This is a genomic window from Agrobacterium pusense, from assembly GCF_900102105.1.
Classification (GTDB): Bacteria; Pseudomonadota; Alphaproteobacteria; order Rhizobiales; family Rhizobiaceae; genus Agrobacterium; species Agrobacterium pusense.
On the sequence record NZ_FNBB01000003.1, the window covers coordinates 1 to 17,047 of the forward strand.

Here is a 17,047-nt window from a genome sequence, read left to right on the forward strand (position 1 = left end):
CAGACCAGGGCCAATGTTCCTGGAAATTTGGAAAGCAAGCAGATGGGACAAAAACCGCCTGTCGGATGAGGCGCTGAAGCAACGCTCAGACGGTGGATTTCATCGCGGAAATTTCGCCAGCCCTTTGGCCAAGATCGGTCCGGTCGGTCTGCCTGTCGGCGATCCTCCCGCTTGTTCGAGCGTGATCTCGTATAGCTGGTTGTCACGCGGGGTGGGCAATGCGGGTCCATCAAGGCGAGCCGAGCGAACGCCTTTCAGCAATCCGAGCGAAACAGGCCCAATTTCTCGAGACGGAAGCGTCCATACCTCTATCGTCTTATCGTTCGGCACCGCAAAGTCGGCCAGTATACGGATCATCGCCCGTTCATCGCCAAAGTCCTCGACAACCGCCTGAATATCTCCAGCCTCATTGATCAAAACGGCGACGACAAGCGGCTCCGCCTTGTGAATGAGGCTGTATCCAAGACCGATGGCAAGCAACAATGCGGCGGCAATTGACGAAAGCGCAGCGATCTTCCAGCCTTTGCTGTTATTGTCATTCGCGAGCGTGGAAACAGACATGTAGCGGGTCACAGGCTGCGAAGTCAGCCCAGATTCAATGCGATGCCACAGGCTCTCGTTGACGGTTGCCGGTGTGATAGCGGTGTCGAGCGGCAGGAAACGCTCACGGCTTGCAGCAATCGCGGCCTTGAGTTCGGAATCTCGTTCCATGGCGTCCTCGATTTCCGCGGCGGCGGTGCTTTCGGTCAAGCCCAACACATACTCGTCAGCGAGGTTCGGTATATCCTTGCGGTCGTAGATCATCCCATGCACTCCCGAAGCGTCAGAAGCCCGCGCCTGATCCAGGATTTCGCTGTGCCAAGTGGAACGCGCAGCCTTCCGGCGATCTCGCCGTGAGAATAGCCTCCAACATAGGCCATCAGAATACCGTGCCGCTTTGTCTCATCGAGCGATCCCAGGCATTCGCGCAGGCGCGATTGTGTGTCCAGACGGTGCCACGCACCCATGATCGCGTCTGCCTGTTCGGCTTCCTGAAGCGCTTCTACCTCTTCGACCGAATGTTCAAGTTTGCCATCCCGCAGGAGATTGAGCGCTCTGTTTCGAACAATGGCATAAATCCATCCGCGCGCGGAGCCACGGTCCGCACTGTATTGATAAGCGTGGGTCCATATTCGGATAAAGGCTTCCTGCACGACCTCTTCGGCAAGTTCGCGACGTCCAACGATGCGTTGCGCCACGGCGACCAACCGCCCGGCCTCCTGATCGAAAATTCGGCGTAATGCCGAACGGTCACCCTTAGCGCAGGCAGCAAGCGCCTTATCCAGATCGTCCGGCCCGGAACCCATTAATATCCTTCCATGATCCAGCGGTGAAAATCGTCAGCTTTCACGAACTATACCCATCCGGCGATCAAATGGATGCATCCTGAGAATTATTTTTACGACCTGCATCCATTCGCCTCCCTTGCGGTGTCTTCAATGATGAAGGGTCAAGCGCCGAGTGCCTGACGCCTTCTCGAATGTTAAACGCACGGGAGAAAGACATGAAGACCATCCTTTTCGCACTGACCGCCTCCGCCGCCTTTGCTGCCATGGCATCGACAGCCTTTTCGGCACCCGTTCTCGGGCTGACGAGTGACAAAACACTTGTCATGTTCGATACCGCGAAGCCCGCCGTTACAAAGACCATGGAAGTAACCGGCGTCGATAAGCTCGTCGGCATTGATTACCGCCCCGCCAACAAGACAGTGATCGGTGTTACTGCGGACCATCGTATCGTTACCATCAACCTTGAAAGCGGTGCTGCCACTGATCTCGCAAAAATGGACAAGACGCTGACGGTGACACAGGCTCCGATCGTCGTCGATTTCAATCCGGTGGCTGATCGTCTTCGTTTCATGACTGGCACCACCAACCACCGTGTCCATCCTGACACCGGTGCAGTGACGGTCGACGGTGTCCTGGCCTTCGAAGATGGTGACATGCACAAGGGCGAGACGCCGAACATTGTCGCAGCCGCCTATACCAACTCCATCGGCAAGCCTGAAAAGACCGCAATGTACAATATCGATGCGACGATTGGCGCCTTGATCCAGCAGACCAAGCCGAATGACGGCACTTTGAAAGCAATTGGCAAGCTGGGTTTCAAAGACAAGCCAGCCACCTATGCTTTTGACATTCAGGGCACGGAAGCCGGAAAGAACACTGCCTATCTCGCTGCAAACAAAATGCTTTACACCGTTAATCTCGATACCGGCAACGCTACCGAAGTAGGCGCTATCACCGGCACGGACAACGAAGTCCGCGACATCGCTGTTCTTCCCGAAATGTGACACAGGAAGACGGGCGGAGGCTGATGACCGGCAATCTGCCTCCGTCCGATTTACTCTTCAAGTAATCAGGCCTCAATTGTCCTTGCGAGCTCGACCTGTCAACGGTCGAGCCGAGCCTTGCAGGTTTTTGCCGACCTCAGGACAAGATCCAGGTCTGCGGCACTCGCGATGCAATCCTCAACATGCGAGAAGTGCTGGCCATTTTTGTCGAGAGTAGCCCGAATCATGGCGCAGTTGCGATCGCCGCAATTACCAGCTGTACAAATACTTCGTATCCCCCGTTTGCTAGTTGCGCTGGCTTGCGCGCCTGGAAAGCGACGGAGCTTGGCATTCAGCCAGCGGAATGGGTCGAGACCTCACTGGCGCGAGGCTCGCTTACCGCGGAGCGATATCTCCGCCGCGCGGGCTTCCTGCCGATCTGGAAGCTTTGGGCTTGGGGGTGGTGCGAATGTCACCCGCACCGTGCGAGGATCGGCTTTGAGGAAAAAGGCCTCCTTCCGTTCCGGTCGAATAAGTCCCACCCAAATTTGGGCACTAAGTCCCAATCGATGAACCCCTCCGCATAATGAGTGTTGATTGTTTGGAAGTTGTCGCTCGAGGAACTCCAGCCGGAAACGATCCGGAGAACTCGACACAAGCCAATCATGGGCGCATTTCGCGCCCGGCGTCTCGGATACGCAATCGATCGCACAGCATCTGATTGCAGAACGTAAAGAGGATAAGATGGACCAGAGCTTACGACCTGAGCCTTACACCGTTGAGCAACTTCAACAAAAATACTCTCTGAGCATTTCGAAGGCAGTCGACATTCTGGATCACTGTAACGGAGACAGGGCTCTGATCGACAAAATGTTGAAGAGATGCCACCAGAAGCAGCTCGATGCTCATCCGAAAAGCGATACGGACGGGAGCTGCTGACGCTTACTTTTGAGACGACGTTGCTTTTTTGGTCGCGCTGGACCAGCGGGAAAGTGCGGGGTTTCTTCACATTGTTTTATGCGCGGATCTTGTGCAACCATCACGTCAGTCGCTTTCAGACGGCGATTATTTCAGAACAAGCGGGTTCAAGACTACCCCAGGTCAGTTCTCAACTGAGCCAAACTCTGGCAGCCTGTGCAGAGATAATTGGTTCGCGTCCATTCCGGCAGGACGGCAGATATGGAGAACGGAGTGCGTACAAGAAGAAACATGCTTAAGTACCTCTTCACCTTTCCCATGGTCGGACGGCCCGTGGTTGCGTTGATCGCTGTCCAATTCTTGCAGGCCGCTGGTGTTCGGGTTGCTGTCGCTCAAGGTAATGGCGGCGGCAACAGTAACGGGAATAACGGTGGCAATGGCGGAGGAAACAACGGCGGCGGCAATGGAAACGGGAATGGCGGTAGTAACAGCGGCGGAAACGGAAGCGCAAACGGTGGCGGCAACGGCAACGGTGGCAGCAATGATGGCGGACATGGAAATGGAGGTGGCAAAGGGAACGGAAAAGAGAGCGGAAGCGGGAAAGCACCAGATCCTGGAGCAGCCGGAAATTCCGGTCAGAACCGGGCTGGCGTTCAGCAGTCTGGCCAGGCTCTCGAAGTGCGTCACGCCAATGGCATCACCGAGACTTTACGAAAAGGCCGGTATTCGATGCGCGACAATAAGGGCCGTGTCATCGTTGATCGGCTTGCGACGGTCAAGGATCGTTTAAGGTTTCAGGGCTCACGCTGAGCAGAGATACGATCTCTCCAAAGAAGTGCCGCCTCCGTGCGATTGCTGACCTTTAACTTGGCAAAAATCCTTGTCACGTGATGCTTCACCGTTTTCTCGTGGAGACCCAGTTTGCGGGCGACAAGCTTGTTGCTCATTCCGATGGCGATGAGGTCCATGACTTGCCGCTCTCTTCTGCTCAGATCCTGACGCTGCTCGATCAGTTCCGATGCGGCCTTTCTTTCAGCCAGCAACTTGGCGCCCAGTTCGGGTGGAATGTAACGCCCGCCGTCTGCGATGGTCCGCAGCATCTGTACCAGCTCACGAGAGCCGACGCCTTTCAAGGCGTATCCCGCCGCGCCCGACTGGATTGCTGTCTGAAGATCATCCACGCTCTCAGATGCTGTGAGAATGAGAATTCGAATGGACGGAGACAGGCTCAATATGGATTTGATCGCCGCTAGGCCGTTGCCGGGCATCGAGATATCCAGGAGGATGATGTCCGGCGCTAATCTGGTCGCAAGGGCTAGTGCCTCGTCGGCGTTTTCTCCTTCACCCAGGACGTCGAAACCACACTCTTTCAGGCTCTGCGATACACCCGAGCGAAACATCGGGTGATCATCAACGATGACGACCTTTATATTTTCTGTCATGGATCGCTCACATCGACGGTGTTCAGTCTCATGGTGAGGTGCGTTCCGCGTGCCGATGTCTGCACTTCGAAACGGCCTCCCAGACTTTCAATTCGTTCTTTAAGGCCTGACAACCCGATGCAATCGGGTCCAATCTCGTCGAACGAAAAACCACTGCCGCCGTCTGAAACAGTAGCGACGATCTCTGTGCCTTCCTGTCGTAGTGACACGCATTGATTTGTTGATGCTGCGTGGCGCCAACCGTTGTTCAGACCCTCCTGGACGAACCGATAAGCGCAGATTTTAACGGGAACTCCGACTTGCGCGTTCACATTCTCAATTGAGGTCGTTATTCGCGTGCCAGCACGGGACTGATGATGTTCAACCGCCCGACCAACAACGTCTTCGATGGGCAGATTTTCTATATCCGGCAAAACAAGGCCGCGGCAGATGTTGCGGATATCCCGGATAGCTTCATCCAGACTGGCCTTGATCGATGTCGTCTCGGATTCTCGTTCATTCCGACTTGTCTGGTCGCTGACGAGCTTCTCGCTGTCCACCCGCAGTGCTGCGTAGGCGATGAGCTGTGCAGGCCCATCGTGCAGATCGGCACCGATCTTGCGCAACAGCCGCTCGTTCAAGGCCACCGTGCGCTGCGATCCTTTCTGCACGCGACGCGCCAGGTCCTCGATCTCACGCAGTTGATGCCGGATCATCCTGCTGCCCTTGAGCACAATTGTGGAAAGAACGGCGAAAAATGCAGAGGCAACCGCGATGACGACGATCCAGCTCTTCCAGCGCGCTCGCGCCAGGCTTTTTTCAAGATCCGTTGCCCGCTCATAAAACTCTGCGACGGCAACCACCTCTCCGGACCATGGCTGCAAGACGGGATTATATATCTCCAGGAGGGGTTCCCCGAGCGCTCGCTCCGCGTCGCTCTCTGGGTCTCCTGCCTCTTCGAAATTTGCGACGAGCTCGCCGGCGAACGCTTTCGTCCTGTTTTCGCCAGGCGGCACCACCATGTTCATCAGCCGCTTGTCGTTCGAGTAGATAATAGTTCCGTCTTTCGTCCACAGCCGGAAGGAAACCAGTCGTCTGCCCAGTGCACCCTGTCCCAGAGTTTCATCCAGCGTTCGTTCGATGGAATCGTCAAGTTTTGTCGCACGGGTAAGATCCGGCAGGATAGGCGCAATGATGCTGTCGACGTAAAGCGCGGTTGTCGAGCCTGCATTCCTTGTTGCAGTCTCAACAATCTGATCTGTCACCAGCAATCCAATCAAAACCGTCGCACCCAACGTAACAAGACCGCCGGCGAGGAAAAACTGTTGGGCGAGTGACAATGAGCCCAAGGTCTTCGATGAAAGACGAGTGATTGTGCGACCTGACATAGTGACACGCGTGCCTGTGACTTTGCCGCCGAGGGTCAGCCCAGCGAACTTCAGACAACAGTAAATTATGATCTCGAGGACGGAAAGCGAAGCCTAAAGGCATGAAGATTTTTATTTCTGAAAATACTAATTTATTCCCCTAGGAAAAGGCCTGCCGGGAAGAAAACCCGGCAGGCAATGCCATCAGTTGATAACCTGCACGACTTTGCGCGTGGTCGGTTCAACGATTACTCGCTGCTTGTTGACGATGGCATAAGAATATTTCGGTTCGTCCGGAACCTGATGAATGACCACAGTCGAAGGAAGCGGCTCGCCCACAACGACCTTTTCCTTCACGACAACTGTCTCGGCCGGCATCGGAGCCTCCCGAACATAGGTAACGACGCGCGGGGGCGGCGGATCGATAGCTGTGCCTGCGACGGCGCCCACGACGCCACCAACGGCTGCGCCGACCGGGCCGCCTACGATTGCCCCGGTAATCGCGCCGCCAGCGGCGCCGGTTACAGTCGATTCCTGAGCCTGAGCTCCGCCGGCGACCAGTATTGCGAACGTCAGGAAAGAAAGCTGTTTCATCTGCATGGGTGTTCCTCCTTCGGGCAGAATTTCTACAGCCAAACAATATTTTTCGATCTGCATCAGTTCCGGGCATAGGACTTTGTGCCCTGTCTGGAACACTTTCCGCGCAATTTGCTTGAAATCCCACCTGCAACCGCAGGCAAAAAGCAACACTTGCCAAGGTGGAATGATATGAAAACCCGAGTCCTCGCAATGACGGCTGCAATGATCGTCATGGGCACGTCGAGCGTTCTGCACGCGCAGACCGTCGTGATCAGCCCGGAACAGGAAGTTGTGATCCAAAAATACGTGACTGCGCACACGGTCACCTCAGTGGATGTGCCAAATGTCGATGTCGTGGTTGGCACTGCCCTTCCGGAAACGGTGGAGCTGCACAGGATTGATGCACCGGATGTCACCTACAGCTACGTCGTCGTTAACGGAAAGACCGCGATCGTCGATCCCGGCACCCGCAAGGTCATCAGGATCATGAACTAAGCCGGTAACCCGGGCGATCGATGGAGGCGAGATGTCACGTCGTCGTTCATCGATCCTGCAGGCTGTAAGATCATCTACGTTTTACGATCTGACAGCTTTCCCGGCCACTCAGCGTTGGTCGCGGTGGCGCGACCAACAATTTGATCGGCTACCCGTGTGCCGAGCGGCACGAAATTTTCCGTCCTGCTGCTCTGGCGATATTTCGATGCTTTTTAGTGATGCGCCATGCAAAACGTTATCGTCGGCTCCCTACTGTTTCTCTGCTCATTACCCGTTGTTGGCGGTGGAATGAGGATTGCGTCCGATCTCAGGTCGCAGTCCCAGCCACCTGTCATTCTTGATGTAAATGAGGAGCCCTTGTGGACCACGCAGGTCAAGCGTGTTGATCCAAATGAGCAAGCCTATGAGCGTTTACCGTCCGACGTTGATGACGCGCTCCTCGCTTCCAATGATGTCCCGCGAAGCAAGCCATCCATACAAGATAGCGGTCTACCGCTTGGAAAAGCGACTGGGATTGATGTCGCGGAGCACAAATCAGATGAATGGTGCTCCCGCAAATACCGGTCGTATGTGAAGGCCGATAAAAGTTACCAACCCTTCAGTGGCGGGCCACGCAGGCGCTGCGTCCCACCGATAGATCTGGTCGAGACGGAGAAGCGACCACAAATCGCCTCGCTGAACGACGACCATGTTGCCTGGTGTATGAGCCGGTATCGGTCTTACCAGCCTGAGGACAATTCTTATCAGCCGTTTTCAGGTCCGAGGAGAAAGTGCCAATCTGGTCTAGAAACGCCAGATCAGCGCTACCGGACAACTCTACTCGCCCAACAGGTTCCCAATTAGACAGACGACCTCTGCCGTCCTCGATGGCGGCTCTTTCAGTAGGCCAGCCAGCCAAGAAATTGCCGATACTCCAACATCATTGTCTGAATTCCATTGGTTGTCTCCTTCCCCTCGCCGTTGCGCGCTGTCATGAGGGCGTATTGAGGAGGAGGGAATGCCGATGCGCCGGGCGAAGGCCACGTTCAAAGTGCTTGCTGAGCCAAATTGGCGCTGTTCGGCTACATCCTTAACTGCGGGTTCAGCGCTAAACTAGCAGGTATTTCACCGGTGAGCCCTGGGGCTGACAGTTGCAGTCGGCAGCCGTGGACGGTCGGTCGAAAACTGGTTTGCCGATCATGGTTGCCCCTCATCATGGCTTCGGCTCGATGTCACTGCTCAAGCTGTGAAACCAGCGCCTGCATGGTCACGCGCAGTCCGTCAGGATCGTAATTGATCTCGACGCCCCCGGTTCCCAGAAGGCCCATGCGGATCAGCTTCGATCCAAACCCTTTTGCCGACGGCAGTTCCACCGGCGGGCCGTCCTGTTCGTTCCACTCCACAACAACCATGCCATCGCCACCGACGGGCTCAACCCTCCAGGTCACGATGACCTTTCCACCGTCGCTCGACCACGCGCCATATTTCAGGGCGTTGGTGCCAAGTTCGTGCATGAGAAGGCCAAGGCTGAGCGCAGTCCGCGGCCCGATTTCAAGGTCGGAACCTGACAGACGGTAACGATCCGGAAGAGAGAGTTGTCGAAGTGCGGTATCGATCACGGTCATCATACGCGCCGATGACCAGTCGTGAGTGAGCAGTACTTCATGCGCTTTTGAAAGTGCGTGCAGCCTGCTGGCAAACGCTTCGACGGGCGCTCTGTCGGTGACGGGCCGAAGGGTCTGGGTCGCAATTGCCTGAACCATCGCCATCGTGTTCTTCAGCCGATGGCTTATCTCATGGTTGAGAACCTGCTGTTCCTGTTCCGCACGGATCCGCGATATTGCTTCGCGGGTGCGATCGGCAATCGTCCGCACGAAATCCCGTTCTTCTGAAGAAAATTCGTGCGGCTTTTCGTAATGCACAAACATGACGCCGACGAAAGCGCCCCGCTCAAGAATAGGGACGTTAACGAGGACGGAGATGCCCAGCGAGTTCAAAAGCTCCGCTGACGCCGAGGTTCTTGGATCGGCCGCAACGTCAGCTATGATGACCAGTTCGCCACGCTTCAGGTCTTCAATATAGGAACCGTAATCGCGAAATTGATGCTGGCCGGCAACGGTGAACATCCCGGGCGCGCGCCAGTCAGGCAGCATCTCCACGGTCTCGGCGATCGGATCGACGATGCCATAACCGGCCCGCGTTGCCCCTTGCAGGTTTCGAGCCATGATTTCCGCTGCTGCGAAAGCGACCTCGGCGACCGAGTCGAGTTCGCGGATCTTTTCGCCCAGCTCCAGAAAAGCGAGCTGCCGGTCTTCCGACAGCTTTTGGGCTGTCGCGTTTCTCGCAACCTTGATGAAGCCGGAAAGATGGGATGAGGAGTGATTGGGCATCGGGCGTATGGTGCCGTCAAGAAAAACCCGCGTACCATCGGCGGCAAGATGCCATCGGCGATCAAGTGCAACACCGTCGCGGCCCGCCGTTTCGATCTCAAACTGCGGAATATTCGCCGCCCGATCTTCCTGTGTAAAAATTTCTTCGAACGGTCTGCCGAGCATCTGCGCTTCCGACCAGCCGAAAGTCTCCTCCGCGCCGCCGAACCAGCTGGTGATGCGGTGGTTTTCATCAAGCGTCAAGATAATGTAATCCTTGGCACCTTCGACGATCAGTCGCAGCTTCGTCTCGCTGTTGCGTAGCGCCTCCACCGCCCGCATCCGATCGGTGACGTCAACGAAGATGATGACGAATTTATCGTTGCCAGTCGCCTGGACATAGCCGTCGAACCAGCGATCCAGGGAGCGAATCTTTCGAGTGAAACGCTTGCTTTGCCTGGTCTCCATCGCTTCGGCGACATCGGAAATCCATTCTTCCTCGAAGTCGGGGAAGACATCCCGCATTGTTCGGCCCGGGACACCATCTCCGGGCAAGCCAAGGAGAACACTCCAGGCCGGGTTGATTGTATCAAACCGCCAGTCGATGATCGATCCTTCAAGATCGCGGATCACGGAGCCGACGACGATGCCTTCTTCCAGCTGTTGAAAGAGCGTTCCCCATCGACGCTCGGAGAGGAAGGTCGCAATTTGATTGGAGACGACGCGCCCGATCCGGCTCAGCAACTCCAGCTCGCTTTCGGTCCAGTTTCGCGGCTCTCCGTCGATTGCCGCGAGCGCACCGATTACCAGGCCATCCGGCATGGTGACCGGAACACCCATGTATGAAATCACGCCGAGATCGGTGATGGCCAGATTGTCCCTGACGAGGTCGTGGAGCGTCGCATCCCCGATAATGAGGGGTATCTTGTCGCGAACCACGTGCTGGCAGAAGGAATGCGTCAGCGGCGTTTCTGCCGCCTCGGCCCATTTTTCCGGAAGGCCGAGATGGGCGATGAAGACCTGCCGGTGCTCATCAAGAATGGAAATCAGTGCCACCGGAGATTTCAGCCCGGCTTTGACAACCTCGATAATATCCTGGAATTCGGATTGGCCCTGAACATCAAGCAAACCAGAATTGCGAACGGCTTCAATGCGTTCAGATGGTGAGTTCAAGGTCAATCCCTAATCACGGATGCGTTTCACGCCGACAGAGCGGCGAGCAAACGGGGTGACAAAACGAGGCTTGGAGGCGCGGTGACGGATTGGTGCTCACCGTTCACAATGGTGTTGATGAATTCCAGCGCATTTTGCAGTCCGTTCATGGTGTAAGGTTTTTCGATCGCACCAAGGGCGCCCGCAAAATCCTCAGGAATCCGCTTCAGATTTCCGGAAACGAAGACATAGGGAATCGAACGGGACGCGAGGTGACGGCCGACGTCGATACCCGTGGGACCGTCCAGCAACTGAATATCCACAAAGGCGAACTGTGGCGAGGACTTTTCGATCAAGGATAGAGCCTGCTTGCTTTCGGCGGCGACGCCGACGATCTCGTGCCCGGCCTCTTCGACCTCGCTCTCAAGCTCCATAGCCAGCAAAGCCTCGTCTTCAACAATCAAGATTTTCACGCGATATCCTTTCAGTCTTTTACAGAGAGCGTGACCCGCACGTCAGTACGGCGACCATCGACGGTCCTTACGATCGTTGCACGCAACTGCTTTAGTGACGCTTCCAGCATCTTCTTGCTGAAGGCGGCTTGTTCGCTATCCACTTCCACCGGGACAACGGTGTCAACGACCCGAATGAGGAAGTGACCGTTGAGTCGCTTCACTTCCAGATGCAGTTCACCACCGCCTTCTTTCAGTCCCCGGCCAATCGCGTCTCCAATGAGTTCGTTGATGATCAAGGCCAGAGGAGATGCCTTGGTTGCTGGAACCACGACCTCGTGAAGGTCTGTCGTGAGACTGATATCGGTCCGTTTCAAGGCACCGATTTTGTCCAGCATCAGGGTGTTGGCGAAATCCGCCACGTCGAAATGGCCAACATCCTCATCGTTCAGAAGTTTGCGCTGAACGGTGCTCAGTGCTTCGACGCGGTTCAGCACGGACATCAGTGTCCGCTCGACGACCTCGTTGTCTGTCATTCGCGCCTGGAGCTTGACGATGGAAGCGATCGTCAGAAGATTGTTTTTCACGCGGTGGTCGACCTCATGCACGAGCGCGGTTTTTGCGCGCAAGGCCTCGGTCAGATCGGCCGTTCTGAGCGCCACTTCTTCCTCGGCAATGTGCCGGGCGCGGGCGAGTTCGGCTTCCTTACTCTTGATATTGGTGAAGTCGAGCTGCGAGGCGAAAAAGTAGATCACGGCTCCGGACACGTCGCGCACCGGGCTTACGAAAAGTGCATTCCAAAATTTGGATCCATCTTTCCTGTAGTTGAGGATATCGACGGCAATGTCTTTTTGCGATGCAACGGCGTCACGAAGTTTGGTGACGGCGTCCGGATCGGTCTGTGGTCCCTGCAGGAGTCGGCAGTTGCGTCCAATTAGCTCGCCAACCTCGTAGCCGGTGAGGGTGCAGAACGCCTTGTTGCAGAAAATGATGGGATTGTCCGGCTGCCGTGGGTCCGTAATCAGCATCGGCATGCGGGTGGCCTTGAATGCGGCCGCAAACGGATCTTCTGATGCATGCGCTGACACAAGACGCTCACCGGCGTCTTTGGCGTCCTGCCGGGAGTTCTGGTTGTCGATCATTCAGCGCCCTGAGAATTGTACGCCGATGAAATGGGCCACTTCCGATTTTGTTCCAATGTCGCGGAAAAAAGAGCCCTTCTCCGATGCTCCAACGGACTCGCTTCTTATGACGCCTGCGACAAGCTGCCAGTACACGGTACCAATTGGAGGGGCGTTCCCCTGGCGGGATTTGTCGCTCCAGGCCAAGACACCTAGTTTCCAAGCCAGGTTGGGGACGCCGTCACGCCATCTCAGGATGCGGGGATGCCGTCCCCTGAGCGACGAGCGGCGCAGAAGACTTAGAATGCGGGTTGGAAGCGTTAAGTCGCCGGGCAACAATATCGTGGTTGAGCCATAGGACGGGACCCGCGGGTTCAGACGATTCGCCAAAGATCAGTTGCCCTGTTGCAGTCACAACGAGACTGCTCAGGAGATCACTAATCATCGTCTTGCCATCCCGATGCATCCGGGTGATCTCGTTTGACGTGCCGATGGTCAAATCGGCCTGCGCCTGGCTGTTTGCCATGGGCCATGCCGAAAAATCATAGAATGGACGCATGACCTCGCTGGCCTGCATGTCGGTGATCTTCCGGAAAACATCGTTCATGGTTAAGCCGTCCATGAGTAGCTGCTCGCAGGCCTGCCATTGTTCGTCGGCCCATTCGCTCCCGTTTTCCTTCTTCAACGCAAGCAGCAGCGGTATCAGGGGCAGCTCGATACCGGTGAACACGTCGGACGAATTGGTCCGGATTTCAGGGCAGTTGTAGACGGTTGCCTTAATGCCTTTCGCCCAGGCATCCTCGGCGATGCCTTCGAGACGCATCTTCGCATATCCCTGGGTGTAGTTGGTATAGGTTTGCCAACGATAGCTCCCATCGATCAGGACCGCCGATCCGTGATAGCCATAGGCCGTATATCGCACTTGTCCGCCCGAGGCTTCGATGCGCTCGCGGATCGCTGTGCTGAAGTCGATGAGATGGCGAAAGGTGTTCGCAGAAACATCGTCAAAATTCTGCAGAATGAGCTTTCCCATATCGCTGTCGAGCAGCGTCTGAGAAGACATGTGGCGGGGGCCGGTTCCCTTGTAGATTCGATTGGCGACGACCAGGAATGTCTTCGCCTTCGGAATGCCGCCGGCCATTGTGTGGGCGAAGAAAACATTGCGGCCATTAGCGATCATTCCGTCCAGAGCGGTCATGACCTTTGACAGCGACGCCTTGAAACGCGCAGTGGCAATGTCACGGCAGTGCTCGACATAGTCCCAGTCGAGCCTGTCGTGTTCCCAGCTCTCAAGCGTCATCTTTGCCAGAAGATCGGTTGGAGTCGGGCCACCTGCTGGCGCATCGAGATCGAAACCCGCCATAAGCGGTATGTTGATGATCCTACCGCCCAACTGGGCCTCCGCAGAAGACAGTTCCTCGGCGTCGAGCGGCCGCAGGGCGTTATTCTCGTCGCGCCGTCCGACGGTGATCCCCACGATCTCCATTCCAGCCCGTCTGGCTTCGTCTAGCAGGCCGGTGGCGTACCCGCGACCGAACAATTCGCCGAAGAGTACGAAAACATCGCCCTTACGGAAGATCGTGTTTTCGGAAAGACGATTCAACGCAACCGGATTTTCCATACTGTCAACTCTTTGCTTCGCGTTTCGTCGAGCAGGTGCCCATACGATCTGAGCAAGACATGACCGCATAGTTGGCCGATGGGAACTCATTTTCGGTGACTGCTCATTTCAAAACGTGAAGAGCCGCGCAATCCGAAAACACCTCGGGATTACATCCGCCTTCCCCGCGGTTGCTTCAGTACGAACTAGCGACAGCATTGCCGGCGAAGAGTTGGCATGATACCCATATTGCCGGTTTTCTATACGCAGACAGATTTTCGCTAAGCGGTTTCAGCGCGTTATTTCTCTGCGGCCGCCAACCTGCTCTTGTCACGAGCACTCGGAAGCGCCGTCTATAAACGGCTGTCCTTGACACAATCGAATTACAGGCGACCGGCCAGTTCCCTTGCACGTTGCTCTCGATCACCTGGACCGATTTTGGCGCGGCCGTATATTCGCCTGGCGAATGATGAATGAAAAAAACATTCATTTGATAAATCAGGCCGAGGCCGGAATAATACTTTACGAGCCAACGTGGCCAAGGCGGTTCATCGCTCAAAGAAATCAATAAAAAGGGAACGAAATGAGGAAAAGTGCGGTTTTTCTATGCTTGGCGGCCTGCGCCAGCTTTGCGGTTTCTCCGGCTATTGCGAAGGATATTAAGGTAGGATTGAGCGGCACCGTGACATCGGTTGATCCGCATTTTTATAATGCCTCTCCAAACAACAGTATCGCCATGCAGATATTCGACAGGCTGACCGAGCGGACAGCCGAAGGGCAGCTTGTCGAGGGCCTTGCAACGAAATGGGAGGCCGTTTCGCAAACCAAATGGCGTTTTACCCTTCGTGAGGGCGTAAAATGGCACGACGGAAAACCCTTCACCGCCGATGACGTTGTTTTCACGCTCAGCCGCGCTGGAAATGTTCCAAATAGCCCCGGCGGGTTCGGCGGTTTCATCAGAAATGTCGCAAGCGTCGAAACCGATGGAAATCTTGCGGTCCTCATCACCACGAAGGCACCGGCGCCTACCCTTCCGGGCGATCTTGCCAATATAGCGGTCATATCCCGGCACGTCGGGGAGGGCGCGGACACAGCAGACTACAATTCCGGAAAAGCGGCAATCGGCACCGGCGCCTTTCGCTTCTCGACTTTCAAGCAGGGCATCGAAGTTGGGCTGGAGCGCAATCCAGACTGGTGGGGCAAGAAAGTGGCCTGGGACCATGCGACCTACCGCATGATCTCCAGCACCAGCGCGCGCACCACGGCTATTCTGGCGGGTGATGTCGACATTATCGACGCCCCCGCCGCAACCGATATCGCGCGATTCAAGTCGACAGCAAATCTTTCCTTCGTCTCCACGCCCGGTCTGCGCGTGATCTATCTGGCGCCGACGACCTCGGGAGAGAGCTGGAAAGCCAATGTAAAGGGGCCGAATGGTGAAGTGCTGGAGACAAACCCGCTTGCCGATGCACGCGTCCGCAACGCTTTGTCCGTGGCGATAAACCGTCAGGGTATCGTCGATAAGATCATGGAAGGTACAGCCACGGCATCCGGCCAGTGGCTGCCCAAAGGTGCCTTCTCCTACACCGACGACATTCAACCACCGAAGCCGGACGCGACAAGCGCCAAGAAGATGCTGGCCGATGCTGGCTTCCCGAACGGTTTCCAGCTGACGGTTCATGTGCCGAACGACCGCTATCCCAATGCGCCTGCCGTCGTTCAGGCCGTCGCGCAGATGTGGACGCGCATTGGCGTGAAGACGAATGTGGAGGCCCTTCCATGGACCACCTTCTCTTCGCGCAAATCGGAATTCTCCATGAAGCTGCTGGGGCTCGGTAACGCCACCTATGATGCAAGCTCCATGTTGGTGAACGTTATCGGAACCGTTGATCCGAAGCGTGGACTGGGTGCTTCAAATGACAGCGGATACTCCAATCCGGCACTCGATGATCTCGTCGCGAAGGCGATGACGATCTACGACGACAAGGCTCGCGAGACGGCCCTTGTGGAGGCGGTCAAGGTTGCGGTAAATGACGGCGCCATCATACCGCTTTACCAGCAGAGCAATGCCTGGGTTACGCGCAAAGGCCTGTCCTATGCACCGCGGATTGATGAGCGTACGCTCGTGAAGGATATATCCGAATAAGTCTGCCTGACGGATCGGAATTGTTTCGATCCGTCACCGTCACCTCCTGCGCGCAGATGAGCGGCTTTTGCAAGAAGGCAAAGCCTGAAATGCGGTATATCTGACAGCGCCCGCATGTCGAAAACGGCGGGCCTGCGCCACATCATCAATGTTTTGAGGGTATCATGACCCTATGGATTATCCAGCGCCTGTTGCAAGCGATACTGGTCGCTCTGGCAATGGCCGTGATCGTGTTTGTTGGTCTTCACCTGATAGGCAGCCCGATCGAAACCCTGCTTCCGGCGGAAGCCACGCATGAAGACCGCCTCCGGCTGATCGCCGATCTCGGCCTTGATCGCCCGCTTTACGAGCAGTTCTTTCTGTTTCTGAAAGGCGTCCTCCAGGGAAATCTCGGCATCAGCTATGTCTACAAGGAGCCGGCTGTCGAGCTGATCCTGTCCCGCCTGCCGGCCACGTTGGAGCTTGCCTTTGCGGCCGTCCTGCTGTCGCTCGTCTTCGGCGTGCCCCTCGGCCTCATGGCGGGTTGGAAGCCCGAGAGCCCATTTTCCCGCATGATCATGGTCGGTTCGATCTTCGGTTTCAGCCTGCCGATCTTCTGGATAGCCATTCTGCTTATCATGATATTCAGCGTGCAGCTGGGCTGGCTGCCGAGTTCCGGTCGCGGTGCAACCGAAACCCTGTTTGGCATTCCATGGTCCTTCGTCACGCTGGATGGCCTCAGGCACATGGTGCTGCCGGCAATCAGCCTTTCGCTGTTTAACATTTCCATGGTGACGCGCCTGACGGAAGCCGGTGTCCGCGAGGCCATGTCCAGCGAATATGTGCGGTTTGCCAAGGCCAAGGGCCTTTCGCCACGGCGCATACTCGGCATTCATGTCCTCAAGAATGTCATGATACCGGTCGTGACCGTCGTCGGGCTCGATATCGGCCAGACAATCGCTTTTTCTGTTGTCACTGAAACGATTTTTGCCTGGCCCGGCGTCGGGAAGATCATCATCGACAGTATCGCCGCGCTCGATCGCCCCGTGATCGTGGCCTATCTCATGCTTGTGGTCATCATGTTCGTCATCATCAATCTCGTCGTCGATGTCACCTACAGGCTGCTCGATCCACGTATCCGACTTCAGGGAGAGTGAC

Annotated in this window: 16 protein-coding genes; 7 read left to right on the plus strand and 9 right to left on the minus strand. The window is 56.1% G+C overall.

The features are described 5' to 3' along the window. Positions 1-99: 99 nt before the first annotated feature. The gene (locus BLU28_RS09035) at positions 100-804 is read right to left on the minus strand and encodes an anti-sigma factor (RefSeq protein ID WP_004446087.1); all 705 of its coding nucleotides are present in this window, start codon (positions 802-804) and stop codon (positions 100-102) included. Then, the gene (locus BLU28_RS09040) at positions 801-1,346 is read right to left on the minus strand and encodes a sigma-70 family RNA polymerase sigma factor (RefSeq protein WP_004446085.1); all 546 of its coding nucleotides are present in this window, start codon (positions 1,344-1,346) and stop codon (positions 801-803) included. Before BLU28_RS09040 ends, BLU28_RS09035 begins: the two co-directional genes overlap by 4 nt. Positions 1,347-1,543: 197 nt before the next feature. Between BLU28_RS09040 and BLU28_RS09045 the strand changes: the two genes are divergently transcribed. The 3 genes from BLU28_RS09045 (at position 1,544) to BLU28_RS26865 (ending at position 4,039) form a co-directional block, all read left to right on the plus strand. Then, positions 1,544-2,332 (plus strand): DUF4394 domain-containing protein, encoded by a 789-nt coding sequence (locus BLU28_RS09045; protein WP_022563210.1) that lies wholly within the window; start codon positions 1,544-1,546, stop codon positions 2,330-2,332. 146 nt (positions 2,333-2,478) lie between these two features. After that, the gene (locus BLU28_RS09050; protein WP_324615467.1) at positions 2,479-2,898 is read left to right on the plus strand and encodes an aconitase family protein; all 420 of its coding nucleotides are present in this window, start codon (positions 2,479-2,481) and stop codon (positions 2,896-2,898) included. 622 nt (positions 2,899-3,520) lie between these two features. Then, positions 3,521-4,039, plus strand: coding sequence for a hypothetical protein (locus BLU28_RS26865; protein ID WP_373969109.1), 519 nt, complete (start codon positions 3,521-3,523; stop codon positions 4,037-4,039). On the opposite strand, the gene BLU28_RS09065 is transcribed toward BLU28_RS26865, so the two are convergent. From BLU28_RS09065 to BLU28_RS09075, 3 genes are all read right to left on the minus strand, one after another. Beyond that, complete coding sequence (locus tag BLU28_RS09065) at positions 4,024-4,671, minus strand: response regulator (RefSeq protein ID WP_077985884.1); 648 nt, start codon at positions 4,669-4,671, stop codon at positions 4,024-4,026. The two genes, BLU28_RS26865 and BLU28_RS09065, sit on opposite strands and share 16 nt — an antisense overlap. After that, entirely contained in the window at positions 4,668-6,038 is a 1,371-nt protein-coding gene (locus BLU28_RS09070; protein ID WP_077985883.1) for a sensor histidine kinase, read from the minus strand. Before BLU28_RS09070 ends, BLU28_RS09065 begins: the two co-directional genes overlap by 4 nt. 183 nt (positions 6,039-6,221) lie before the next feature. Then, a complete protein-coding gene (locus BLU28_RS09075) occupies positions 6,222-6,617 on the minus strand; it encodes a DUF1236 domain-containing protein (protein WP_004446075.1) in 396 nt (131 codons plus the stop codon). Between the two features lie 168 nt (positions 6,618-6,785). On the opposite strand from BLU28_RS09075, the gene BLU28_RS09080 reads away from it, so the two are divergent. After that, positions 6,786-7,091, plus strand: coding sequence for a DUF1236 domain-containing protein (locus BLU28_RS09080; RefSeq protein WP_034497513.1), 306 nt, complete (start codon positions 6,786-6,788; stop codon positions 7,089-7,091). Positions 7,092-7,379: 288 nt separating this feature from the next. Continuing rightward, positions 7,380-7,934, plus strand: a complete 555-nt coding sequence (locus tag BLU28_RS26870; RefSeq protein WP_404505716.1) for a BA14K family protein — start codon at positions 7,380-7,382, stop codon at positions 7,932-7,934. Positions 7,935-8,302: 368 nt separating this feature from the next. Here the strand turns inward: BLU28_RS26870 and BLU28_RS09090 are convergent, their stop codons facing one another. The 4 genes from BLU28_RS09090 to BLU28_RS09105 form a co-directional block, all read right to left on the minus strand. Continuing rightward, entirely contained in the window at positions 8,303-10,612 is a 2,310-nt protein-coding gene (locus BLU28_RS09090; protein WP_077985934.1) for a GAF domain-containing protein, read from the minus strand. 26 nt (positions 10,613-10,638) lie between these two features. Next, positions 10,639-11,064, minus strand: coding sequence for a response regulator (locus tag BLU28_RS09095; protein ID WP_045531256.1), 426 nt, complete (start codon positions 11,062-11,064; stop codon positions 10,639-10,641). An 11-nt stretch (positions 11,065-11,075) separates the two neighbouring features. Beyond that, on the minus strand, positions 11,076-12,185 hold the full coding sequence (locus tag BLU28_RS09100; protein WP_006697873.1) for a PAS domain-containing protein: 1,110 nt from the start codon (positions 12,183-12,185) through the stop codon (positions 11,076-11,078). Between the two features lie 220 nt (positions 12,186-12,405). Next, a complete protein-coding gene (locus BLU28_RS09105) occupies positions 12,406-13,785 on the minus strand; it encodes an enoyl ACP reductase FabMG family protein (RefSeq protein WP_077985881.1) in 1,380 nt (459 codons plus the stop codon). Between the two features lie 661 nt (positions 13,786-14,446). Between BLU28_RS09105 and BLU28_RS09110 the strand changes: the two genes are divergently transcribed. Both BLU28_RS09110 and BLU28_RS09115 read left to right on the plus strand, forming a co-directional pair. Beyond that, positions 14,447-15,910 (plus strand): ABC transporter substrate-binding protein, encoded by a 1,464-nt coding sequence (locus BLU28_RS09110; protein WP_234794392.1) that lies wholly within the window; start codon positions 14,447-14,449, stop codon positions 15,908-15,910. 164 nt (positions 15,911-16,074) lie between these two features. Continuing rightward, positions 16,075-17,046 carry an ABC transporter permease gene (locus BLU28_RS09115; RefSeq protein WP_004446060.1) on the plus strand — a complete coding sequence of 324 codons (972 nt, stop codon included), beginning with the start codon at positions 16,075-16,077 and terminating at the stop codon, positions 17,044-17,046. Position 17,047 lies beyond the last annotated feature (1 nt).